General features: G+C 70.3%; 21 protein-coding genes. 8 read left to right on the top strand and 13 right to left on the bottom strand.

The features are described 5' to 3' along the window. Positions 1 to 63 precede the first annotated feature (63 nt). The 6 genes from HNR15_RS18585 to HNR15_RS05995 all read right to left on the bottom strand — a co-directional run bounded on the left by HNR15_RS18585 (position 64) and on the right by HNR15_RS05995 (position 5,396). Positions 64 to 1,011 carry a glycine betaine ABC transporter substrate-binding protein gene (locus HNR15_RS18585; RefSeq protein WP_179479924.1) on the bottom strand — a complete coding sequence of 316 codons (948 nt, stop codon included), beginning with the start codon at positions 1,009 to 1,011 and terminating at the stop codon, positions 64 to 66. A gap of 2 nt (positions 1,012 to 1,013) precedes the next feature. Then, on the bottom strand, positions 1,014 to 1,958 hold the full coding sequence (locus HNR15_RS18590; RefSeq protein WP_179479926.1) for a glycine betaine ABC transporter substrate-binding protein: 945 nt from the start codon (positions 1,956 to 1,958) through the stop codon (positions 1,014 to 1,016). Positions 1,959 to 2,026: 68 nt separating this feature from the next. Beyond that, positions 2,027 to 2,806: an ABC transporter permease gene (locus HNR15_RS05980; protein WP_179479927.1), complete on the bottom strand. Its 780-nt coding sequence runs from the start codon at positions 2,804 to 2,806 to the stop codon at positions 2,027 to 2,029. Next, entirely contained in the window at positions 2,803 to 3,504 is a 702-nt protein-coding gene (locus HNR15_RS05985; RefSeq protein WP_233762757.1) for an ABC transporter permease, read from the bottom strand. Before HNR15_RS05985 ends, HNR15_RS05980 begins: the two co-directional genes overlap by 4 nt. Further along, positions 3,501 to 4,691 (bottom strand): ABC transporter ATP-binding protein, encoded by a 1,191-nt coding sequence (locus HNR15_RS05990; protein ID WP_179479929.1) that lies wholly within the window; start codon positions 4,689 to 4,691, stop codon positions 3,501 to 3,503. Before HNR15_RS05990 ends, HNR15_RS05985 begins: the two co-directional genes overlap by 4 nt. A 12-nt stretch (positions 4,692 to 4,703) precedes the next feature. Then, positions 4,704 to 5,396 carry an IclR family transcriptional regulator gene (locus HNR15_RS05995; protein ID WP_255696412.1) on the bottom strand — a complete coding sequence of 231 codons (693 nt, stop codon included), beginning with the start codon at positions 5,394 to 5,396 and terminating at the stop codon, positions 4,704 to 4,706. 103 nt (positions 5,397 to 5,499) lie between these two features. Between HNR15_RS05995 and HNR15_RS06000 the strand changes: the two genes are divergently transcribed. Continuing rightward, complete coding sequence (locus HNR15_RS06000; RefSeq protein ID WP_179479933.1) at positions 5,500 to 6,900, top strand: aromatic amino acid lyase; 1,401 nt, start codon at positions 5,500 to 5,502, stop codon at positions 6,898 to 6,900. Position 6,901: 1 nt separating this feature from the next. Here HNR15_RS06000 and HNR15_RS06005 read toward each other — a convergent pair whose 3' ends face one another. Then, positions 6,902 to 7,816, bottom strand: a complete 915-nt coding sequence (locus tag HNR15_RS06005; RefSeq protein ID WP_179479935.1) for an amidohydrolase family protein — start codon at positions 7,814 to 7,816, stop codon at positions 6,902 to 6,904. Between the two features lie 59 nt (positions 7,817 to 7,875). Between HNR15_RS06005 and HNR15_RS06010 the strand changes: the two genes are divergently transcribed. Beyond that, positions 7,876 to 9,159 (top strand): MFS transporter, encoded by a 1,284-nt coding sequence (locus HNR15_RS06010; protein ID WP_179479937.1) that lies wholly within the window; start codon positions 7,876 to 7,878, stop codon positions 9,157 to 9,159. Positions 9,160 to 9,163: 4 nt separating this feature from the next. On the opposite strand, the gene HNR15_RS06015 is transcribed toward HNR15_RS06010, so the two are convergent. Further along, positions 9,164 to 9,766, bottom strand: coding sequence for a hypothetical protein (locus HNR15_RS06015; RefSeq protein ID WP_179479939.1), 603 nt, complete (start codon positions 9,764 to 9,766; stop codon positions 9,164 to 9,166). Between the two features lie 173 nt (positions 9,767 to 9,939). Here HNR15_RS06015 and lepA point away from each other — a divergent pair, with 173 nt between their 5' ends. From lepA to hemW, 4 genes are all read left to right on the top strand, one after another. Further along, on the top strand, positions 9,940 to 11,787 hold the full coding sequence (lepA, locus tag HNR15_RS06020; RefSeq protein WP_179479941.1) for a translation elongation factor 4: 1,848 nt from the start codon (positions 9,940 to 9,942) through the stop codon (positions 11,785 to 11,787). Beyond that, positions 11,788 to 12,537, top strand: a complete 750-nt coding sequence (trmB, locus tag HNR15_RS06025; protein ID WP_179479943.1) for a tRNA (guanosine(46)-N7)-methyltransferase TrmB — start codon at positions 11,788 to 11,790, stop codon at positions 12,535 to 12,537. 9 nt (positions 12,538 to 12,546) lie between these two features. Beyond that, positions 12,547 to 13,026, top strand: a complete 480-nt coding sequence (locus HNR15_RS06030) for a hotdog fold domain-containing protein (protein WP_179479945.1) — start codon at positions 12,547 to 12,549, stop codon at positions 13,024 to 13,026. 61 nt (positions 13,027 to 13,087) lie between these two features. After that, the gene (gene hemW / locus HNR15_RS06035) at positions 13,088 to 14,332 is read left to right on the top strand and encodes a radical SAM family heme chaperone HemW (RefSeq protein WP_179479947.1); all 1,245 of its coding nucleotides are present in this window, start codon (positions 13,088 to 13,090) and stop codon (positions 14,330 to 14,332) included. Positions 14,333 to 14,398: 66 nt separating this feature from the next. Here hemW and nadC read toward each other — a convergent pair whose 3' ends face one another. From nadC to HNR15_RS06060, 5 genes are all read right to left on the bottom strand, one after another. Beyond that, the gene (nadC, locus tag HNR15_RS06040) at positions 14,399 to 15,283 is read right to left on the bottom strand and encodes a carboxylating nicotinate-nucleotide diphosphorylase (RefSeq protein ID WP_179479949.1); all 885 of its coding nucleotides are present in this window, start codon (positions 15,281 to 15,283) and stop codon (positions 14,399 to 14,401) included. After that, entirely contained in the window at positions 15,280 to 16,722 is a 1,443-nt protein-coding gene (locus HNR15_RS06045; RefSeq protein ID WP_179479950.1) for an L-aspartate oxidase, read from the bottom strand. The genes nadC and HNR15_RS06045 overlap by 4 nt, the downstream gene beginning before the upstream one ends. Continuing rightward, complete coding sequence (gene nadA / locus HNR15_RS06050) at positions 16,722 to 17,702, bottom strand: quinolinate synthase NadA (protein WP_343048443.1); 981 nt, start codon at positions 17,700 to 17,702, stop codon at positions 16,722 to 16,724. The genes HNR15_RS06045 and nadA overlap by 1 nt, the downstream gene beginning before the upstream one ends. Positions 17,703 to 17,783: 81 nt before the next feature. Beyond that, on the bottom strand, positions 17,784 to 18,692 hold the full coding sequence (locus HNR15_RS06055) for an NUDIX hydrolase (protein ID WP_179479952.1): 909 nt from the start codon (positions 18,690 to 18,692) through the stop codon (positions 17,784 to 17,786). Beyond that, complete coding sequence (locus HNR15_RS06060; RefSeq protein WP_179479954.1) at positions 18,689 to 19,564, bottom strand: DUF3097 family protein; 876 nt, start codon at positions 19,562 to 19,564, stop codon at positions 18,689 to 18,691. Before HNR15_RS06060 ends, HNR15_RS06055 begins: the two co-directional genes overlap by 4 nt. A 120-nt stretch (positions 19,565 to 19,684) precedes the next feature. Here HNR15_RS06060 and hrcA point away from each other — a divergent pair, with 120 nt between their 5' ends. Both hrcA and dnaJ read left to right on the top strand, forming a co-directional pair. Further along, complete coding sequence (gene hrcA / locus HNR15_RS06065) at positions 19,685 to 20,725, top strand: heat-inducible transcriptional repressor HrcA (RefSeq protein ID WP_179479956.1); 1,041 nt, start codon at positions 19,685 to 19,687, stop codon at positions 20,723 to 20,725. A 58-nt stretch (positions 20,726 to 20,783) separates the two neighbouring features. Further along, positions 20,784 to 21,908, top strand: a complete 1,125-nt coding sequence (dnaJ, locus tag HNR15_RS06070; protein ID WP_179479958.1) for a molecular chaperone DnaJ — start codon at positions 20,784 to 20,786, stop codon at positions 21,906 to 21,908. Positions 21,909 to 21,912: the final 4 nt, after the last annotated feature.

A 21,912-nucleotide genomic window follows, 5' to 3' on the forward strand; every position in this document is an offset into this window, starting at 1 on the left:
CGCCGTGTGCCGCCCCGTCGATGACGGAGCGGCACACGGTCGGATGTGACGATGGGTTGAAAATCAGTCCTTCTTCGCCAGGTCGGCGATCGAGACCAGGTGGTACTTCTCGGCCGTGGCCTTGGTCACCATGACCGAGTCGTTGTCCTGTGCCTGCGCCGGGGTCAACGCGACGATGCTGGAGGGCAGCGCCTTCTCCAGTGCCGCCATCACCTCTGCAGTGCTGGAGGCACTGGTCGAGTTGTCCAGGTAGCTCGCCAGGGCGCCGTTGTACTCCGGGAACATGTTGATCGATCCGGCCTTCAGCGCCGGGTAGTACTTCTCGCGGCTGCCGATGTTGAACTTGTCGGTGACCTTCGCTCCGGCGCTCTTCAGGGCCTGGGAGTAGAGGTTGCCGAGTACGACGCTCTCGGGGAAGTTCGAGGAACCGACGCTGAGCGACACGCCGCTGGCCTTGCCCGGCATGTTGATCGGGTTCTTGGCCAGGAAGGCCTTCGCGACCGCCGCGGGATCCTCCTTGTCGGTGATGGCCTGGGAGACCATGTCGACCAATGCCTGCTGCGACAGCTTGGCCGACACCGCGTTGAGCACCGCCTCGACTCCCGGTGTCGCCTTGCTCTTGGTCACCAGCGGGGTGATGTTCTGGGCCGCGAAGTTGTTCTTCGGATCCTTGAGGGAGACGAACCCGTACTTCTTGATCGACGGGTCCGTGCTGAAGATGTCGGCCGCATCGATCTGACCGTTCACCAGCGCACCGACGGTGACCGGGCCGCCGGTGTCGGTGACGGTGTACTTGCCGAAGACGACGCCGTAGTTCTTCTTCAGCCCGGGGAGACCGTTGGCGCGGGTCTTGAACTCGGCCGAGCCTCCCATGATGAGCTTCGAGGCGACGGTGCTGCTGCCCGATGTCGCGCCGTTGCTTCCCCCGGTCTTCGAGCTGTCCTTGCCGCACGCGGCCAGGCCGAGGCCCAGGCCGATCACTGCGACGATGCCGATGCTGCTTCTGATCATGGTCAGCCCTTCTTCGCAAGGTCCGCGATGGACACGAGCTTGTACTTGTCGGCGGTGGCCTTGGTCACCACGATGGCGTCGCTGTCCTGGGCCTCGGCGGGCTTGAGCGCGACGATGCTGGACGGCAGGGCCTTGGACAGCGCGGTGTCGACGGCGGTCGTGCTCGCCTCGGTGGCCCCCTGCTGCAGGTAGCTGAGCACGGCGCCGTTGTATTCGGGGAAGACGTTGATCGAGCCGGATTTCAGTGCCGGGAAGTACTTCTCACGGCTGCCGATGTTCAGCTTCGTCGACACCTTCGCGCCCGCGCTCTTGAGGGCCTCCGCGTAGATCTCGGCAAGGACGACGTTCTCCGGGAAGTTCGCCGACCCGACGGTGAGCGAGGCTCCGCTCGCCTTGCCCGACATGTTGACGGGGTGCGCCGAGAGGAAGCTCTTGGCGACAGCGTCGGGGTCCTTCTTGTCGGTGACCGCCTGGGTGACCAGGTCGCGCAGGGACGCGGTGGACAACGTGGCGGAGACCGCGTTCAGCACCGCCTGCACACCAGGAGTGGCCTTGGACTTGCTGACCAGCGGGATGATGTTCTGAGCCGCGAAGTTGTGCTTGGGGTCGGTGAGCACCACGAAGTTGTCGGCCTTGATCGACGGGTCGGTGGTGAAGATGTCGGCCGCGTCCACCTGGCCGTTCTTCAGGGCGCCGATGGTCACCGGGCCGCCGGTGTCGGTGACGGTGTACTTGCCGAAGGCGACGCCGTAGTTCTTCTTGAGCCCGGGCAGCCCGTCGGCCCGGGTCTGGAACTCGGCCGGTCCGCCCATGATCAGTTTCGAGGCGACGGTGCCGGCGGCAGCGCTGCCGCTACCGCTGCCGGATTTCGAACTGTCCTTACCGCACGCGGCGAGGCCGAGGCCGAGGCCGGCGACCGCGACGATGCTGATGGTGCGCTTGATCATCTGTGCTCCTGTGGTGAAGTGCTTGCTGGTGAACTGGTCTGTTGTGGACGGGGCCGGTCCGTGGGCCCTCAGGCGGCTACCTCCGCCTCATCGAGGGCGGCCACCCGGGAGTCGGCCTCCCCAGCGGCGCCGCGGCGCCGGTCCGCGCGCTTGGAGAACCGTCCGCTCACCCCGGGCGAGACCAGGATGCGCTGGATGGCGGCCAGCAGCAGGTCGACGAGCAGGGCGAGCAACGCGACGAGCACGCCGCCGCCGATCATCTGCGGGAAGTCGCGCTGGGCGAGTCCGTCGTAGATGAACCGGCCGAGGCCGCCGAGCGGCACGAACGACGCGATGGTGGCCGTGGCGATGAGCTGCAGCGCCGCGGAGCGCACCCCGGAGATGACGAGGGGCAGAGAGTTGGGCAGTTCCACCTGCAGCAGCACCTGACCTCCCTTCATCCCCATCCCGTAGGCCGCGTCCCGCACAGCCGGATCGACGTTCTCCACACCCGCGTAGGTGCCGGCGAGGATCGGCGGGACGGCGAGCAGCATGAGGACAATCTCGGTCGGAATGATGAATCCAGCCTGGGTGCGCCCGTGGAAGTGCGGGGAGATGATCACCACCAGCAGGATCAGCAGCCCGATGCTCGGGATCGACCTGATGGCGTTGGCGACGGAGACCGCCGAACCGCCCCTGCCCGTGTGGCCGATGAGCAGGCCCAACGGCACGGCGATCAGCATCGCGATGAGGAGCGCGATGCCGACGTAGGAGATGTGGCGTTCCAGCTGCGTGACGATGCCGTCGGTCGTCCCCGTCCCGCGCCAGTGCGACGGGTCGTTGAGCCAGGTGATGACGTTGCCGATCATGCTCGTACCGCCCGTCGCCACGGTGTGAGCCCTCGACCGGCCAGGATCACCAGCGCGTCCAGCGCGAGCGCGAGGATCACGCAGAGGATCAGGCCCAGCACGATGGGCGGGTAATAGGGGCTGGTCCCGGAGGACAGCTGGTAGCCCGTCGTGAAGAGGTTGCCGAGGTTCTGGAAGCCGATGGTGCCGGCGATCGCCACGATGCTGACGTTGGAGACCACGGCTACCCGCAGGCCTGCGGTGATCACGGGCACGGCGATCGGCAGGTCGACCTTGAAGAAGCGGGCCAGCGGGGTGAAGCCGATGGCGGTGGCCGCCTGGCGGGTGTCCTCGCTGACCGAGCCAAGGCCGTCGGCGACGACCCGCACCAGCAGCGCCACCGAATAGACCGTGAGGGCGATCGGCACCTGCAGTTCCGAGAGCTGGTCCAGGTGCAGCAGCGGCGGGATCAGCACGAAGAGCGCGATCGAGGGGATCGTGTAGAGCAAGCCCGAGACGGTCATGATCGGCGGATAGCTCCACGAGAACCGGTTCGAGAGCCACCCGAGCGGCAGCGCGATGATCAGTCCCAGGACGACTGGTACGACCGAGAGCCAGGTGTGGGACCAGAGCAGCTGCAGGTCCGTGCTGCGGTGGTCCATGAAGTAGCTCCAGAAGCTGAGCGGTGAGGAACTCACCTCGCTCGCGAGGCCGCTCATGCCGGACCCTTCTGCAGCGTGGCCGGCGTGGCACCGGAGACCCGGTGGTCGGCGCCGTCCTGGTCGGCCTGCCCGGTCTGGTCCGTGGGGTCGGCGAGGGACGGGCGGGGCTCGGTCTTGATGAGCTGCACGACCTCGTCGAGCTGGGCGCTGCCGAGCAGCCGGTGGTCCTCGTCGACGACCACGCCGCGCCCGGACGGCGAGGACAGGCAGGCGTCGAGGGCCGCACGCAGCGATCCGCCCTGGGTGGCGAGGGTGCCGCCGCGGTAGAGGAGCTCCTCGGTGACCTCGCGTCCGGCGGTCTGCTCCACGTTGATCCAGCCCTGCGGGTGCAGGTCACCGTCGACCGCGAGCAGCCACTCCGCGGCCTCGGACGCGGCCGGGACCGTCTCGCCCATCCGCACGGTGGGCTCCTCGTGGTGCGGCAGCTCCTGCCCCTCGCTGAACCCGAGCGCGCGATAGCCGCGGTCGCGCCCGACGAACCCGGCCACGAACGCGTCGGCCGGGCGGGCGAGCAGGTCGGCGGGGGTGGCGAGCTGGGCCAGGTGGCCGCCGACGCGCAGGACGGCGATCTGGTCGCCGAGCTTGATGGCCTCGTCGATGTCGTGGGTGACGAACACGATGGTCTTGCCGAGGTCGTCCTGCAGGCGCAGGAACTCGTCCTGCAGTTGCTCGCGCACCACCGGGTCGACCGCCGAGAACGGCTCGTCCATCAGCATCACCGGCGGGTCGGCCGCAAGCGCGCGGGCGACGCCGACGCGCTGCTGCTGGCCACCGGACAGCTGGGCGGGGTAGCGCTTGGCGAAGCCCCGATCCAGACCGACCCGCTCGAGCAGATCCATCGCGTCGCTGCGCGCCTTCTTCTTGTCGGTGCCGAGCAGCAGCGGCACGGTGGCGACGTTGTCGACGATCGTGCGATGGGGGAAGAGGCCGGCGTGCTGGATGACGTAGCCGATCCGGCGCCGCAGCTCGTGCGTGGCGATCGTGGAGGTGTCGCGGTCGTCCAGCCAGATGGAGCCGGCGGAGGGCTCGATCATCCGGTTGATCATCCGCAGGCTCGTGGTCTTGCCGCAGCCTGACGGACCGACGAGGACGGTGATCTTGCCGGTCTGCGCGGTCAGGTCGAGGGAGTCCACGGCGACGGTCCCGTCGGGATATCGCTTGGTGACGTTGTCGAAACGGATCATGCGCAATCTCTCCTAGGTGCCGAGCTGGACTTCGAGACGGTGCGCCGCTGCTGCAATCACAGCACCGCAGTGTGACAACGCGTTTCCGGTGAGTCGGTAGGTCGGGCCGAGGATCGTGACCGCGGCGACGATCCTGTCCTGCGATCGGACCGGAGCGGAGACCGCCGTGATGTCGGGCTCTAGCTGCCCGCGGGTGGCGAGATACCCCTGCGGCGTCGCCTCTCCGGCCAGGGCGGCGCGCACGGCGTACGCGTCCAGGCCGACCTCCCGGCCGATCCACGAACTGTGCCGGATGGGCCAGGTGCCTTCGTGCGTCGCGGCGTACACGGCGGTCCGACCCGGTCCGGGCAGGGCGAGGTAGGCCGACTCGCCGGTCGCGTCGACCACGTCCGCGAGCAGCGGGCGGCTGAGAGCGACGAGGCGGTGACTGCTGAGGGCGCGGGTCCCGATCTGCACCATCCGCGGACCGGCGCCGAAGCTGCCGTCGGGATCGCGGGTGACGAATCCGGAGTTCTCCAGTGTGCGCAGGAGACGCAGCGCGGTGCTCGCGGGCAGCGCGGTACGGCGTGCGCATTCGGTCAAGGTCAACGACTGTTCGCCGCACACTTCCGAGAGCAGGGCCATGGCCCGGTCGACGGCACGGGTCGACGACGCGGGGGCCTCAGAGGCTGTCCTGCCGGGAGCTGTCAACGGTTTCCATTCCATAGCAACGGGTTTTCGCTAGGCGGTAGCCTGGCACTCTTTTCCCGTCTGTGGAACCACTCAGGGATCTCTCGCCCGGCGACGCTCGGTAGGGGAGGGTGTGGGGGTGGAACTGACGTCTGCAGGACTGCGCATCGGCGACATCGCTCGCATCGCGCTGAGTCGCGAAATGCTCACTGTGACAACGGAAGTCGGCGAGCGAGTGGCCTTCGGCGCCGCCATCGCGGAACGCCTGTCAACGCAGCGGCCGGTCTACGGTCGTTCCACCGGGGTCGGCGGCAACCGATCGGTGCCCGTCCAGGATCCGGACGGTCAGCTGGCCCGGGTGCTGCGCTCGCACGCCACTTCGCTCGGCACGCCCCGTGACGCGACCCGGGTGCGGGCGATGGTCGCCGTGCGGATCGGTCAGCTCGCGGCCGGCGGCAGCGGGCTCAGTCGGACGGCGTTCGACGGCCTGCTCGAGCTGCTCAACACCGACACCCTGCCTCCCGTGCTCGAGCGCGGGAGCATCGGCACCGGCGATCTCAGCGCCCTGGCCACGGTGGGGGTCGCGTTGCTGGACCACCCCGACGGCCCCCGTGTCCGACCGGGTGACGCGCTGGCGCTGATCTCCAGCAACGCCGCTGCGATCGGGGACGCGGCGCTCGCGATCCACCGGCTGGAAACACTCACCAGGGCGGCTGTGCCGATCGCGTCGCTCACACTGCGTGCGGTGCACGGCAACGTCGAGCCGTTCGGGCCGGCCGTCGAGCGTGCCACTCCGTTCCGGGGTGCGCACCGGGTGTGCGCCGGGATGAGGCAGGTGCTGGACGACGACGGGTACGCCGATCCGCCGGCCCGGATCCAGGATCCGTTCGGGCTGCGCGCCATGCCCCAGGGTCACGGGGTCCTGCTCGACGCGCTCGACCGGGCCGCGGGCACCGTCCACGCGATGGCGAACGCGCCGAGCGAGAACCCGGTCTTCGACGAGCACAGCGGGATCACCCATCACGGCGCGTTCCATGCCGCCTACCTCGCGAACGCGGTGGAGGGGCTGCTCGGCGCGCTCGTGCAGGCCGCCCAGCTCGGCCTCGGCCGCACGACGATGCTGGCGAGCCCCGGGCTCACCGGTGCCTCGGCGTTCCTCGCCGACGGCACTCCCGGCGCGTCCGGCACGATGCTGGTGGAACTGGTCGCGGCATCGGCCATGGCGGCGCTGCGCTCCCTCGCCGCCCCGGCCAGCGCCGGGACCGTCACGCTGTCGCGGGGACTGGAGGACGACGCGTCCTTCGCGTCGGTGTCGGCGCGGGGCGCGCTCGATGCCGAGCAGGCCTACCGCGACCTGCTCGCCGCCGAACTCCTCACTGCCGCCAGAGCCCTCACCCTCACCGGGCGAATGCCTCGGTGGTCCCAGCTCGCACCCTTGCAGGCAGGTCTCGCTCGGTTGGAGGATCGCGACCTGACGGCCGATCTGCAGGCGGCACGGCACGTGGTGCCGGAGCTGGCCCACCGGCTGCGGGTCCGCTGAGTCAGTTCGGTGCCACCCCGAGCAGCCGCGCGGGATTGTCGTGGCAGTACGCCTGTAGTTCGGCGTCGCTCAGGTGCGGATCGGCGATCAGGTCGAACGGCTCGGCATACGGACGGTCGCTGCCGAGGACGATCGTGCGCGCGCCGAGCGCCGTACGCAGCGCGTCCACACCGAGGCGCCCGTACGAGGAGGTGTCTACGAAGAGGTCGTCGTCGGCGCGCGCGACGGCGCGGGCGCGCACCGCGAACCGCTCGATGGACAACGGCGCGAGACCTGCGCCTGCCACGAAGCAGATGCGCAGATCCGGCAGGAGCGAGCGGCCGACCGTCTGCCAGGACCACCACGCCGCCTGCTGGGCCGCGGGGTACTGCACCACGGCCGGCCACCAGTCGGGTCCGGGATGCGGATCCACGGGACCGGGATGCACCAGGACGGGTCGATCGGCGAGCTCGGCGCGGCGCAGCAGGGGGGCCAGGGCCTCCAGGGACGCAGGCGTATCCATCGAGTGGGACCCCACCTGCAGCCCCACGATCCCAGGGGTGCGCAGCAGCCGGTCGAGGTGAGCCGGATCCGGCTCGCGGGTCGATGCGACGGCCCAGCCGACGAACGGGTCGCCGAGACCAGCGACGCCGGTGTGCCACGCGGCGAGCAGCGGCTCCGCGTCGTCGGGCGGCAGCGCCTCCACCCCGAGCGGTGTCGACATGGCGAGAGCGACGAGGGTCCGGTCGATGTCGGAGGCGCGCCGCAGCTCGACGTCGTGGGCCGCGGCGTCGACGTCGTACGGCGCCTCGTACGCCGTGTGCAGCGTCCAGCCGCGCAGCATCGGGGGAGTGGCACGCCGGCGCAGTCGCTCGATGAACTCCGGCGGCCACAGGTGCTGGTGGACGTCGATGGCCCCCGGTGGCCGCTGCGTCATGGAGTCCATCCTGCAGGTGCGCCCGCCGCGATTTCGGCTGCGCCCCGCGAGGTAGCACCATGGTGACAGTGACAGACACCGTCCCCGGCCCCGCCGCGCTCGACGCGACGCGCCCCTCCGAGCGCCCCGCGACCAAGCCGCCCACCGGGACGCTGCACGGGTTCGCGCTGCACGCGGCGCTGGCGTCGATGGCGCTCGGCGGCTTCGCGATCGGCACCACCGAGTTCGTCACGATGGGCCTGCTGCCGCAGATCGCGCACGGCGTGCACGTTGGCATCCCGCAGGCCGGCCACGTCGTCTCGGCGTACGCGCTCGGCGTCGTGGTCGGAGCACCGACCATCGCCACGTTGGCCGCGAAACTGCCGCGCAAGGGTCTGCTCATCGCGCTGATGATCGCGTTCGCCGTCTTCAACGCGGCATCCGCGCTCGCACCGAATTTCGGCACGCTGCTCGTTGCGCGCTTCCTGTCCGGGCTCCCGCACGGAGCCTTCTTCGGCATCGCCTCGGTGCTGGCCGCCGGCCTGGTCGACAAGGAACGGCGCACCTGGGCCGTGGCCATGATCCTGTCGGGGCTGACGGTCGCGAACATCGTCGGCGTCCCCGCGTCGACCCTCATCGGTCAGGATCTCGGCTGGCAGTGGCCCTACGCCGGCGTCGGCGTGATCGCAGCACTCACCGCGCTCGCCGTGTGGCGCTGGGTGCCGCATCAGCACACGGACACCGCAGCGAACGCCGGGTCGGAGCTGGCGGCCCTGCGCCTGCCGCAGGTGTGGCTGGCGCTCGGGATCGGCACTGTCGGATTCGGTGGGATGTTCGCGACCTTCTCCTACATCGCGCCGACCCTGACCCATCTCACGGGCGTGCACGACGGCGTCGTCCCGTTGTTCCTGGTCTGTTACGGCGTGGGCATGACGACCGGCGCCTTCGCCAGCGGCCGGGTCGCCCGGATCGGGCTGCTGCGCGGGATCCTGCTCTCGCTCGTCCTCATCACCGGGCTCCTGTTCGCCTTCGGCCCGATGGTGCACACGATGCCGGGCGCGGTGGCCGCGGTCTTCCTGCTGGGTTTCGTCGGCACCCTGCTGGTGCCGATGCTGCAGACCCGGCTGATGGACGTCGCGCACGACGGCCAGGCGCTGGCCGCCGCGCTCAACCACTCCACGCTCAACCTGGCCAACGCGCTCGGCGCCTGGGTCGGGGGACTGGTGCTCTCGCAGGGTCTGGGGTACGAGTGGCCGAGCCGGGTCGGGGCGTTCCTCGCGGTCGGCGGCATCGCCATCACCGCGGTCTCGGCGGTGGCCGGGCGGCGTACGGCGCGCAACGCCGTGGCCGCCCGACCCGCCTGAGTCCCTACTTGGGGACGACGTAGTCCACCTTCACGGTGTTGCCGTCGCCACTGGTCAGCGCGCTGACGGCCGGAGTCGCCAGCCCGCAGCCCGCGAACTTCGGGATGGAGAACGTGCCCGAGAGGCTGAACGGGTCGAACAGCCCGGTGACCTTGCCGGTGAGGTTGAGCGTCACCGGCGTCGAGGTCTTGCAGTCGTTGCCGACCAGGTTCACCGGCAGACCCAGCGGGTTGAGGCTGGTGATGTGCAGGTTGACCCGCTGGGTGACCGACACCTTGTTCTGATAGTTGATCGTCCCTGTGGCCTTGCCGACGTTCTCGATCGCGATCGTCGCCTTGGCGAGCGGCAGACCGGCCAGCTTGATGTCCGTGCTCGTGGGGGCCAGGTTCAGTACGGCGGTGAGCTTGCGGTTGGTCAGGTCGAACTGCGCCGTCTGCGTGCCGGTGGTCGTGACCGACTTGTTCATCGCCTTGATGTACGTCGTCGCGGTGGCGTTGTGCCGCAGGGTCCACACGGTGTCGGCCGAGGCGCCCGGCGCGGAGGTGAGCAGCAGTCCCGCGCTGCTCGCGACCGCTGCGCAGCCCAATAGTGTCGTTCGCGTCCTCATGGGTGATCCCTTCGCTACTGATCGGTAACTTGCGGCACCACCATAGGGACTCAATGTGACGCCGCCCGCTCGGGGGGCGCGTCGGGCACGACCGGCGTGTCCGCGGGCCGTGGGAGAATGGGCCCTTCGCCGCACTTCTCCGCTATCCCCTGAGGACCTCACACGTGTCACCCATGGCCCGCACCGCGCTGCAGCCTGCCGCGACGCCGCCGGACCTGATCCGCAACTTCTGCATCATCGCCCACATCGACCACGGCAAGTCGACCCTGGCCGACCGGATGCTGCAGATCACCGGCGTCGTCGACGACCGGGCGATGCGCGCGCAGTACCTGGACCGGATGGACATCGAGCGCGAGCGCGGCATCACGATCAAGAGCCAGGCCGTGCGGATGCCCTGGGAGGTCGACGGGACGACGTACTGCCTGAACATGATCGACACGCCGGGCCACGTCGACTTCACCTACGAGGTGTCCCGTTCGCTCGCAGCGTGCGAGGGTGCGGTGCTGCTGGTCGACGCGGCGCAGGGCATCGAGGCGCAGACCCTGGCCAACCTCTACCTGGCCATGGAGAACGACCTCACCATCATCCCGGTCCTCAACAAGATCGACCTGCCGGCCGCGCAGCCGGAGAAGTACGCGGAGGAGCTCGCCGGGCTCATCGGCTGTGAGCCCTCGGACTGCCTGCAGGTCTCGGGCAAGACCGGTGCCGGCGTCGAACCGCTGCTGGACCAGATCGTGCACCAGCTGCCCGCGCCCACGGGCAACGCCGACGGCCCCGCCCGCGCGATGATCTTCGACTCGGTCTACGACACCTACCGCGGCGTCGTGACCTACGTGCGCGTCATTGACGGCAACCTCGCACCGCGCGAGCGCATCACGATGATGTCCACGAAGGCGACCCACGAACTGCTCGAGATCGGTGTCATCTCACCGGAGCCCAAGCCCGCCCAGGGCCTCGGCGTGGGCGAGGTGGGCTATCTCATCACCGGTGTGAAGGACGTGCGGCAGTCGCGCGTCGGCGACACGGTGACCAGCTCGCGCAACGGCTCGGTGCAGGCTCTCGGCGGGTACCGCGACCCCAAGCCGATGGTGTTCTCGGGGCTCTACCCGATCGACGGATCGGACTACCCGATCCTGCGCGACGCCCTGGACCGCCTGAAGCTGAACGACGCCGCGCTGGTCTACGAGCCGGAGACCTCGGTCGCGCTCGGTTTCGGCTTCCGGATCGGCTTCCTCGGCATGCTGCACCTGGAGATCGTCCGGGAGCGCCTGGAGCGGGAGTTCGACCTCGACCTGATCTCGACGCTGCCCAGCGTGGTCTACGACGTCACCCTGGACGACGGGCGGGTCGAGGTGGTCACCAACCCGAGCGAGTTCCCCGAGGGCAAGGTCGCCTCGATCACCGAACCGATCGTGCGCGCGACGATCCTCGCTCCGAGCGAGTTCATCGGCGCGATCATGGAGCTGTGCCAGACCCGGCGCGGCACGTTGCGCGGGATGGACTACCTCTCACCCGAGCGGGTCGAGATGCGCTACACGCTTCCGCTCGCCGAGATCGTCTTCGACTTCTTCGACGCGCTGAAGTCAAAGACCCGTGGATACGCCTCTCTGGATTACGAACCCGACGGTGAGCAGGTCGCCGACCTGGTCAAGGTCGACGTACTGCTGCAGGGCGACATGGTCGACGCGTTCAGCACGATCGTGCACCGGGACAAGGCCTACGCGTACGGCGTGATGATGGCCGGCAAGCTCAAGGACCTCATCCCGCGCCAGCAGTTCGAGGTGCCGATCCAGGCCGCGATCGGCGCGCGGGTCATCGCGCGCGAGACCATCCGCGCCATCCGCAAGGACGTGCTCGCCAAGTGCTACGGCGGCGACATCAGCCGCAAGCGCAAGCTGCTGGAGAAGCAGAAGGAGGGCAAGAAGCGGATGAAGATGGTGGGCTCCGTCGAGGTGCCGCAGGAGGCCTTCATCGCCGCGCTCTCCCAAGACTCATCCGCCGCGGAGAAAGCGAAGAAGTAGGTGCCGCAGGGAGATTCGCCGCAGACCTATGTGGACGATGACCGCAGGGCGGCGGCGACCAACCGGTCGTTCACCCGTCGCGGCGGTCGGATGCCGCCTCGCCACCACCGCGCGCTGGAGGTGCACGGCCCGGCATACCTGTTGTCCCCGCCGATCGAGGGCACCAGCGTGGCCGCAGGCTTCGTGCTCGACCTGCCGGCGGCCTTCGGGCGTACCGCGCCGCTGGTCGTCGAGATCGGCTCCGGCTCGGGTGACTGCGTGGTCGCGGCCGCGGCCGAGCACCCGGAGTGGGACTTCCTGGCGGTCGAGGTCTGGCGTCCGGGGATCGCGCAGACCCTCGCCAAGGCCGCCCAGGCGCAGGTGGGCAACCTGCGGGTGCTGCGCGTCGACGCCGCGGGCGTGGTCGCGACGGCGCTGCCGGCCGCGAGCGTGGACCAGCTGTGGACCTTCTTCCCCGACCCGTGGCCCAAGGCCAAGCACCACAAGCGCCGGCTGGTCGACCCGATGTTCGCCGTCGACGTGGCGCGGGTGCTGCGGCCCGGCGGGCTGTGGCGTCTCGCGACCGACTGGGAGGACTACGCCGAGCAGATGCGGGACGTGTTGCGCGAGGCTCCCGGCTTCGAGCCGGGTGCGGAGTACGGCGACCGTTTCGACGGGCGGGTGATGACCCGGTTCGAGCGCAAGGGCATCGAGGCGGCTCGCGCGGTGCGGGACATCGTCGTCCGACGTGCGGACGCTACCGACCAGTAACATCTGGTCATGGCCTCGACCTACCACCTCTACCAGCGGCTCACCGGGCGACCGTTCGGTCGGCGGGTCTTCTCGACCGCCTACGCGTTCAAGGCGCCGTACTTCGCCAGCGTGCGGCCGTTCGTGACGCAGATGGCGCCGAACCACGCCTCGGTGCGCATCCGCAAGCGTCGAGCCGTGCAGAACCACATCGGCACGGTGCACGCGATCGCGGTGGCGAACGGGCTCGAGGCGGCGCTCGGTCTGCTCTGCGAGGCGAGCGTGCCGCCGGGGATGCGCTGGATTCCCAAGGGCATCGAATTGCACTACCTGGCCAAGGTGCCCACCGACGTCCGCTGCGAGGCGCGGACCGAGCCGTCCGACTGGGCCGGCGAGCCGCCGTTCCAGGTGGACGTGCGCTGCAGTGCCTTCGTCGACGACGGCACCGAGGTCGTCCGCGGCGTCATCCCTGTCTGGGTCACTGCCAGACCCCACGAAGTTCTCCGCTGACGCTCCGCTACTTCGCGGGGACCCCGGAAGCGCCACAGCTCGGCGCTGAGACAATTGCGGGGTGCCCAGTGCCCTGCCCGACGGCGAACCCGTCCCCACCGACGGATCCCTGCCCGGCTCGGCCCTCGCCGGGATAGGAAGCCGACAGTTCGGCGTCTACCTGCACGTGCCGTTCTGCCGGGTGCGTTGCGGCTACTGCGATTTCAACACCTACACGCTGACCGAGCTGGGTGTGCCCGGGGAGGGCGCCGGGGTGAGTTCGTACGCCGACGCGGCACTGTCCGAGCTCGACCTCGCCGACCGCGTCCTGCGCGCAGGCGGCGAAACCGCTCCGGTGACAACGATTTTCGTCGGTGGTGGTACCCCCACGATGCTCGCCGCAGATGACCTCGTGCGGATGGTCGAGGGGGTGCGCGACCGCTTCGGGCTGGCGCCGGACGCCGAGGTGACGACCGAGGCCAACCCGGACACGGTCACGCCCGAGGTGGCCCGCACGCTGGCCGCGGGCGGCTTCACCCGCATCAGCCTGGGGATGCAGTCCGCGGTGCCGCACGTGCTGGCGACCCTGGACCGCACCCACGATCCGGCCAACGTCGAGCGTGCGGTGGCCTACGCGAGGGATGCCAGGCTGCAGGTGAGCCTGGACCTGATCTACGGGACTCCGGGGGAGTCGCTGCAGGACTGGCGACGCAGCCTCGACACGGTGGTGGCCCTGGCGCCGGACCACGTGAGCGCGTACGCCCTCGTGGTGGAGCAGGGCACCAAACTCGCCGCGCAGGTGCGCCGCGGCGTCGTCCCCATGCCGGCCGACGACGATGAGGCGCTCAAGTACGAGCTGGCCGACGAGGTGCTCGGTGCAGCCGGCTACGGGTGGTACGAGATCAGCAACTGGGCGGCCCGCCCGGACGCACGCTGCCGACACAACGAGAGCTACTGGCGCGGTGACGACTGGTGGGGCATCGGACCCGGCGCGCACAGCCACGTCGGCGGAGTGCGCTGGTGGAACGTCAAGCACCCCACGGCGTACGCCGGTCGGCTGGCCGACGGCATCTCACCGGGGGCGGGCCGCGAGGTGCTCACGCAGGAGCAGCGTTACGACGAGACCGTGCTGCTGGGCGTCAGGCTGGTCGACGGACTGCCGCTGGATTCGCTCGCCCCCCAGGGCCGTACGGCGATGGCGGGGTTGATCGCTGACGGGCTGGTCGAGCCGGCGGCGGCGGTGCGACCGATCGACCGGCGCGTGGTGCTCACGCTGCAGGGTCGGCTGCTCGCCGACACCGTCGTACGCCGGCTGCTCGGCTTCTGAGGGCTCGTCCCGTCCGATTGTCAGCGTCTTCGTGGCTGCCTCGCCCCGAAAGTGCTGACAACCGATCTATGACTCGTGCAGGTCGAGCCCGAAGTCCAGCTCCGTGACGCTGTGCGTCAGTGCCCCGACGGAGATGACGTCGGCACCCGCCTGCGCGAGCGCGCGCACCGACTCCTCGGTCACGCCGCCAGAGACCTCGACCGTCACCGGAGCGGGGTGGTCCCTGATCAGGGCGGCCCCCTCGGCGATCAGGTCCGGGCCCATGTTGTCCAGCAGCACGGCGTGCACCACGGGTGCGCGACCGGATCGCAACCGGGCCGCGTCGAAGGCCAGCACCTGGCGCAACTGGTCGAGGTCGTCGACCTCGATCTCCACGCGGGTGAGGTGACCGGCGTGCTCGGCCAGCCGCCGCAGCACCTGTGTCAGGCCACCGCCTAGTCCGATGTGGTTGTCCTTGACCAGGATCGCGTCGAAGAGCCCGAACCGGTGGTTGATGCCGCCGCCGTCGCGCACCGCCTGCTTCTGCAGTGCCCGCAGACCGGGCGTCGTCTTGCGGGTGTCGGCGATCCGCGCCCCGGTGCCGTCGAGCAGGCGCACCAGGCCGGCCGTGCGGGTGGCGATGCCGCTCAGATGGGACAGCAGGTTGAGTCCGACGCGCTCGCCGGTCAGGATCGAGCAGGCGCTGCCGCGCACCGTGGCGACGACCTGTCCCGGTGCGACCTCCGCGCCGTCCTTCGCGCTCCACTCGACCTGCAGCTGGGGATCGACGAGATCGAATGCCGTGTCGACGCACCGTGATCCGGACAGCAAGCCCCGTTGGCGTGCGACGACGTACGCCGTGCCGACGGCGTCCACCGGCACCGTTGCCTGCGTGGTGATGTCGCCGACCCCGCCGAGGTCCTCCTGGAGCGCGCGCCGGATCAGCTCGACGAGGGCGAGGTCGGTGCTCACGCTGCGCTCCCTGCGGCGGTGGTGTCGACCCGTCGGTGGGCGCCGACGCTGCGCGGGTCGGCCAGCGCGGAGCGGGCGATGAGCCACCCGACGTACGCCGCGTCGTCCTGGGTCCACGCGTCGAGCCGGTCGACGGCCTCGCGCAGGTCGTGCGCGGTGCGCAGCACCCCGCAGCTGCTCTCCAGCACCTGCCGCACCTCGTCCAGCGCGGGGCCGGGAGCCTCGCCCGCTGCGCGCAGGCTCTCACGATCGGCGGCGGGCACGTCGCCACCGGCGCGCCAGGTGTCACCGATCAGATCGGCGGCAGCGGCTTCACCGCTCACGACCGCTTCGAGCAGCGAGTTGGATGCCAGCCGGTTGCCGCCGTGCAGACCGGTGCGCGCCACTTCACCGACCGCCCAGAGGCCGGGGACGCTGGTGCGCGACCGTGCGTCGACGGTGACCCCGCCCATCGCGTAGTGCACCGCGGGTGCGACGGGCAGGAGGTCGGAGGCAAGGTCCAGGCCCGCTGCGGACACCAGGTCCGCCACCGCCGGGAAGCGCGTCAGCACGTCGGGCACGTCGCGCGCGTCCAGCACCACACGCCGACCGGACTGGGCCTGCGCCCAGACCGCGGCCGCGACCACGTCGCGCGGCTGCAGCTCGTCGACGAAGCGGGAACCGTCGGCGAGCAGCGCGGCGCCTGCGCCCCGCAGCGCCTCGGTCAGCAGCGGCATGGGGTCGAGTCCGACGTCGAGGGCTGTCGGGTGGAACTGCACGAAGTGCAGATCGTCGGTGCGGGCGCCGACCCGGGACGCCATCGCGATGCCCTGGCCGAGTGCCGTCCGCGGATTGGTCGTGTGCGCGAAGAGCCCGCCGAGACCGCCGGTCGCGAGGACGATCCGGTCCGTGTCGATCGTCACCTCGGCGCCGGAGGCCGACCTGAGCACGAGACCGGCGATCTTTCCGGCGCTGTCGGTCAGCAGTCGGCGGGCGTGCAGTCCGGTGTGGATCTCGACGCTGTCGAGAGTGGCCACGTGGCCGGCCACCGTGCGGGTGATCGCGGCGCCGCTGCGGTCGCCGGCATGCGCGATGCGCCGCCGCGAGTGGCCACCCTCGAGCGCGAGGTCCAGTGCCTGGTCGGCGGCGAGGTCGAACGGCACTCCCAGCGCGTGCAGGCGGCGTACGACGTCCGGCGCGGCTGCCGTGATCCGGGCGATCGTGCCCGCGTCGCCGAGGTCGGCCCCGGCGCGCCGGGTGTCGACGGCGTGCAGCTCGGGGGAGTCGTCCTCGCCGATGGCTGCCGCGATCCCGCCCTGCGCCCACATGCTCGCCGCGCCGGCGGTGAGGTCGTCCGGCGTCACCAGGATGCAGCGCTCCGGTGCGAGCGCCCGGGCAACCGTGAGTCCGGCCAGCCCGGAACCGACGACGACCGGTGTGCTGTCTGTCGATGTGCCCATCACGACACCGCGAGCATGCGCTCGATCGAGAGCCGCGCGGCGTCCGCCAGTGACGGCTCGACGGTGATCTCGTGGCGGCCGTGCTCCAGGGACGCGCGGATGGCGCCCAGGGTGTTGCGCTTCATGTGCGGGCACAGGTTGCACGGACGCACGAAGTCGATGTCCGGGTGGCCCGCAGCGACGTTGTCCGACATCGAACACTCGGTGATGAGAGCGACTTTCGCCGGACGGTGCTGCTCGACGTACGCCTGCATGTCGGCTGTCGAGCCGGCGTAGTCCGCGGCCTGCACCACGTCGGGCGGGCATTCGGGGTGGGCGAGGACGACGACGTCCTCGTTGCCCTGTCGGATCTCGGCGATGTCCAGCGGCGTGAACCGCTCGTGCACCTCGCACGCTCCGGGGTGGGTGATGACCTCGACGCCGGTGCGCGCGGCGATGTTCCGCGCGAGGTACTGGTCCGGGATCATGATCACCTTGTCGACCCCGAGCGACTCGATGACCCGCACGGCGTTGCCGGAGGTGCAGCAGATATCGCTCTCGGCCTTGATCGCGGCCGAGGTGTTGACGTAGGTGACCACGGGGACGCCGGGGTGCTCCGCCCGCAGCGCGCGCACCTGCTCGGGCGTGATGCTCTCCGCCAGCGAGCACCCGGATCGCAGGTCCGGGAGCAGCACCCGCTTGGCCGGGTTCAGCAGCTTCGCGGTCTCGGCCATGAAGTGCACGCCCGCCAGCACGATGGTGCCCGCGCGTACGTGCTGTGCCTCGCGCGCCAGGGCCAGGGAGTCGCCGACGATGTCCGCGACACCGTGGTAGATCTCCGGCGTCATGTAGTTGTGCGCCAGGATCACCGCGTCGTGCTCGACCTTGAGGCGCTCGATCGCCTCGATGTCGGGCTCGAACGTCGCCCACTCGACCTCGGGGATGACGTGCCGCACCTTCTCGTACGTCGCTGTGGTCATCTCGGTGCCTTTCGCAGTCACGATGCGGGAGTAATGCTCCCAGTGAGTAAATGCTGAGAGTGAGCATAACACTCGAACTCGACAACCTCCGCTGAGCGCCTCTTACCGCCCGCGGGGGATCGGCAGCTTCGTCCCCACCTGCGCCCGCTCCGCGAACACCTCGCGCCGGAAGCGGTAGCGGCGCGCGGGCCGCCCGCCTGTCCCGTGGCTGAGGTCGCCGGTGGGCTCGACCAGCTGGTGCTGCTGTTCGACCAGCCGGCGGAAGTTCTGCTTGTGCACGTCCTGCCCGGCGATGGCCTCCACGACGTCCTGCAGCTGCCCGAGGGTGAACGTCGGCGGCATCAGCTCGAAAACCACCGGCCGGTACTGCAGGGCCGATCGCAATCGGGACAGCCCCGTCGCGACGATGCGGCGGTGATCGTGCAGCATCGCGACACCGGATTGCGCCCGCACCTGCTTCGCGCGCGGCGACTCGGCCACGATGCCTGCCTCCCAGAGCAGTTCGTACCGCTGCAGCGCCAGCTCGGGACGCCACGGCATCGAGCCGGTCCCGAAGAGGTGCTCGCGGCGTTCCTCGCGCGCCTCCCGCGCGGCACCTCGCACACCGCGCACCCACCGCGCCAGGTCGTCGACGAGCGCCTGGTCGGTGCCGACCGAGCGACGGTCCTCCCAGGGCAGCAACGTGTAGGCGCCCGCCCACTCGGCGGCGGTGGTGTCGGCGCGGGTCAGGCCGAGATAGGAGATCGAGATGACCCGCCCGGTGCCGTCACCGCGTCCGAGGTCCGCGAACGTGTACAGCTGCTCGACGTAGCCCAGCGTGTGCCCGGTCTGCTCGGCGGCGAAGACGCGCACGCCCTCCTGCAGAGAGTCGTGGTCGGCCCGCAGCTCCCCGGCGGGCAGTTGCAGCGGGTCGCCGGAGGCGAGCACCGCCGGCCCGTCCTCGCCCACGGAGGCCACGACGGCGACCAGCTCCGCGCGGAACCCCACGGCAGGGCGACCAGAGGAGCTCATGGCGACGGCACGGTGACGAAGTCGATGAGTTCCTCGACCCGGCCGAGCAGCTCCGGCTGGAGGTCGGCGTAGGTGCGCACGGTCGCGAGGATCTGCTTCCACCCGCGCGCGACGTCGGCCTGGGATTCGTGCGGCCAGCCGAGCTCGGCGAGGATCCCGTGCTTCCAGGACCGGCCGCGGGGGATCACCGGCCACTGCTGCCAGCCCAGCCGCTCGGGACGCACCGACTGCCACACGTCGATGTACGGGTGGCCGACGACGAGGACGTGCTCTCCGGCGTACGGCGACGCCATCGCCCCCGCGACGATCCGGGCCTCCTTGGTGCCGGGGACCAGATGATCGACGAGCACGCCCATCCGGCGCCGAGCGGTCGGCTTGAAGTCGCGGATCACCGACGTCAGGTCGTCGACGCCCTCGAGCAGATCGACCACGACCCCCTCGATCCGCAGGTCGTCGCCCCAGACCTTCTCCACCAGCTCCGCGTCGTGGCGGCCCTCGACGAAGATGCGCGATCCGGCGGCGACGCGAGCCGTGACGCCGGCCACCGCACGGGAGCCGCTGGCGGTCCTGGTGGTGGCCTTGCGGGCGGCGTCGATCGCGGTGGTGTCCTTCACCGCCACCAGCTCCACGGGTCTGCCGTCCAGCAGGAACCCCGGACCGAGCGGGAACGCCTTGCTGCGTCCGCGCCGGTCCTCCAGGTGCACGACGTGCATCCCGCCGGCCTTCTCCACGCGGGTGATGGCCCCGCACCAGCCGGTCTCGACGTCCTCGACGACGACGCCGACCTCGGCCGGGAGGGATACCGACCGACCGCGGCGGGGCGCGCGCCAGTCACCGGAGAGCACGTCGGCGCCGTAGCGGTCTGGGGTCACGGCACGAGGGTAGGGGCCCCTGGCCGAGGCCGGGAGGGAGGACAGGCGCAGCGCCGTGGAGCACGTAGACTTGGCACTCGACGAAGTGGAGTGCCAGCCGACACCGACTCGGGAGGTGACATGAGCGAAGAACGCCGTCAGCACGTCCTGCGCGCGATCGTGCAGGACTACGTCGCGACGTCCGAACCCGTGGGTTCCAAGGCGCTGCTCGACCGTCACCGCCTCGGGGTGAGCGCCGCCACCGTCCGCAACGACATGGCCGTCCTGGAGGAAGAGGGGCTGATCACCGCCCCGCACACCTCCGCCGGCCGGGTGCCCACCGACGCCGGCTACCGCGCGTTCGTCGACCGACTGAACGAGATCAAGCCGATGTCCCGGGCGGAGCGCGCCGCAGTGCAGACCTTTCTCGCACAGGCCGTCGATCTCGACGACGTGGTGGATCGCACGGTACGACTGATGTCGTCACTGACCAACCAGGTCGCCGTGATGCAGTACCCCTCGCTCAACCCCGCGACGATCCGGCACACCGAGCTGGTCTCCCTCGACGGCGACCGCCTGATGGCCGTGGTGATCCTGTCCAACGGGCGGGTCGAGCAGCGCATCGTGCAGGTGGACGTCGACCTGGTCACCGAGGCCCGTCAGCAGTTGCTGCGGACCCTGCGCGATCGGGTCAACGAGGCCGTCGCCGGCGCGACCTGGTCCGAGGGCATTCGTCTGTTGCCGGCGGTCATCGACCGCATCGCCCCCGAGCACCGCGAGACCGCGGGTCTGGTGATCGCCGTTCTGGCCGACGCCCTGGCCCAGCAGCGGGAGGAGCGGGTCGCGCTGGCGGGCACCGCTCACCTGGCCCGCTCCGTCAGCGACTTCCCGATGACGATCGGCCCCGTGCTCGAAGCGCTGGAAGAACATGTGGTCCTGCTGCGTTTACTCGGACAGATGAGTCAGACGAGCAGCGCGTCCGGCGATTCGGTGGCCGTGCGCATCGGCGCCGAGAACACCGTCGACGGACTGCGCGGCGCTTCGGTGGTCAGTTCCACCTACGGAGCGGATTCGACCGCCGGGCTCGGCGTCCTCGGTCCGACCCGGATGGACTACCCCAGCACGATGGCGGCCGTTCGAGCGGTCGCGCGCTACGTGTCCGAGATTCTCGACCAACGCTGACCGCCGGTTCGCTACCGGTCATGTACTGCTTGAAGACGACCAGCTGACAAGGATTTTCGTGAACGACTACTACTCCGTCCTCGGCGTCTCACGGGACGCCAGCCCGGAAGAGATCAAGCGCGCCTACCGCCGCCTCGCCCGCAAGCTCCACCCGGACGTCAACCCCGGTGACGAGGCGTCCGAGGAGTTCAAGGCCGTCTCCCAGGCGTACGACGTGCTGTCGGACCCCGCGAAGAAGTCGTCGTACGACATGGGTCAGGACCCGTACGGCGGCCAGGGTGCTGCCGGCTTCGGCCAGGGATTCTCCTTCAGCGACATCATGGACGCGTTCTTCGGCGGCACGGCTGCCGGCGGTGGCGGCCCGCGCTCGCGCGCCCAACGCGGCCAGGACGCGCTCATCCCCGTCGACGTGGACCTGCGGACCGCGGTCTTCGGCAGCGAGGAGGACATCACCTTCGACACGGCGGCGGTCTGTCACACGTGTGAGGGAAGCGGCGCCCGCGCCGGCACCGGCAAGCGCACCTGCGACGTGTGCCACGGCGCCGGCCAGGTGCAGCAGGTGCAGCGCTCCTTCCTCGGTCAGGTCATGACGACCCGCCCCTGCGCCGCGTGCCGCGGTTTCGGTGAGGTCATCACCGACCCGTGCTTCGAGTGCTCCGGCGAGGGCCGGGTGCGCGACCGTCGCACCATCACGATCAAGGTGCCCGCGGGCGTCGACACCGGCACCCGCATCCAGCTCACCGGCGAGGGCGAGGTCGGCCCCGGCGGCGGCCCGGCCGGCGACCTCTACATCGAGGTCCGGGTGCGCAAGCACGCGACCTTCCAGCGACAGGGCGATGACCTGCATTGCTCGGTCGAGCTGCCGATGACCGCGGCGGCGCTGGGCACCGAGCTGCCCCTGGAGACCTTCGACGGAGTCCGCGAGGTGGGCATCCGCGTGGGCACCCAGCCCGGCGACGTCATCACGCTGAAGGGGCTCGGCGTCACCCGGTTGCGCTCGGGGGTGCGCGGTGACCTGCTCGTGCACGCCAACGTGCGGACGCCGACCCGCCTGGACACCCAGCAGGAGGAATTGCTGCGGCTGCTGGCCAAGGAGCGTGGCGAGGAGTCGCCCGAGGCCAACTTCCAGCCGGTCGGCCAGGGCCTGCTGGGCAAGCTGCGCGACGCGTTCAAGCAGAAGTGACGCC

It is taken from the genome of Allobranchiibius huperziae, assembly GCF_013410455.1.
In the GTDB taxonomy this organism is placed as follows: Bacteria; Actinomycetota; Actinomycetes; order Actinomycetales; family Dermatophilaceae; genus Allobranchiibius; species Allobranchiibius huperziae.

Coding starts and splice junctions, on each gene's coding strand:
- HNR15_RS05995 (WP_255696412.1), bottom strand. CDS start 5,396: ATGGAATGGAAACCGTTGACAGCTCCCGGCAGGACAGCCTCTGAGGCC.
- HNR15_RS06055 (WP_179479952.1), bottom strand. CDS start 18,692: ATGAGCTCCTCTGGTCGCCCTGCCGTGGGGTTCCGCGCGGAGCTGGTC.
- HNR15_RS05980 (WP_179479927.1), bottom strand. CDS start 2,806: ATGATCGGCAACGTCATCACCTGGCTCAACGACCCGTCGCACTGGCGC.
- lepA (WP_179479941.1), top strand. CDS start 9,940: ATGGCCCGCACCGCGCTGCAGCCTGCCGCGACGCCGCCGGACCTGATC.
- HNR15_RS18585 (WP_179479924.1), bottom strand. CDS start 1,011: ATGATCAGAAGCAGCATCGGCATCGTCGCAGTGATCGGCCTGGGCCTC.
- HNR15_RS06005 (WP_179479935.1), bottom strand. CDS start 7,816: ATGACGCAGCGGCCACCGGGGGCCATCGACGTCCACCAGCACCTGTGG.
- HNR15_RS06045 (WP_179479950.1), bottom strand. CDS start 16,722: ATGGGCACATCGACAGACAGCACACCGGTCGTCGTCGGTTCCGGGCTG.
- HNR15_RS05990 (WP_179479929.1), bottom strand. CDS start 4,691: ATGATCCGTTTCGACAACGTCACCAAGCGATATCCCGACGGGACCGTC.
- hrcA (WP_179479956.1), top strand. CDS start 19,685: ATGAGCGAAGAACGCCGTCAGCACGTCCTGCGCGCGATCGTGCAGGAC.
- HNR15_RS18590 (WP_179479926.1), bottom strand. CDS start 1,958: ATGATCAAGCGCACCATCAGCATCGTCGCGGTCGCCGGCCTCGGCCTC.
- HNR15_RS05985 (WP_233762757.1), bottom strand. CDS start 3,504: ATGAGCGGCCTCGCGAGCGAGGTGAGTTCCTCACCGCTCAGCTTCTGG.
- HNR15_RS06015 (WP_179479939.1), bottom strand. CDS start 9,766: ATGAGGACGCGAACGACACTATTGGGCTGCGCAGCGGTCGCGAGCAGC.
- HNR15_RS06010 (WP_179479937.1), top strand. CDS start 7,876: ATGGTGACAGTGACAGACACCGTCCCCGGCCCCGCCGCGCTCGACGCG.
- HNR15_RS06030 (WP_179479945.1), top strand. CDS start 12,547: ATGGCCTCGACCTACCACCTCTACCAGCGGCTCACCGGGCGACCGTTC.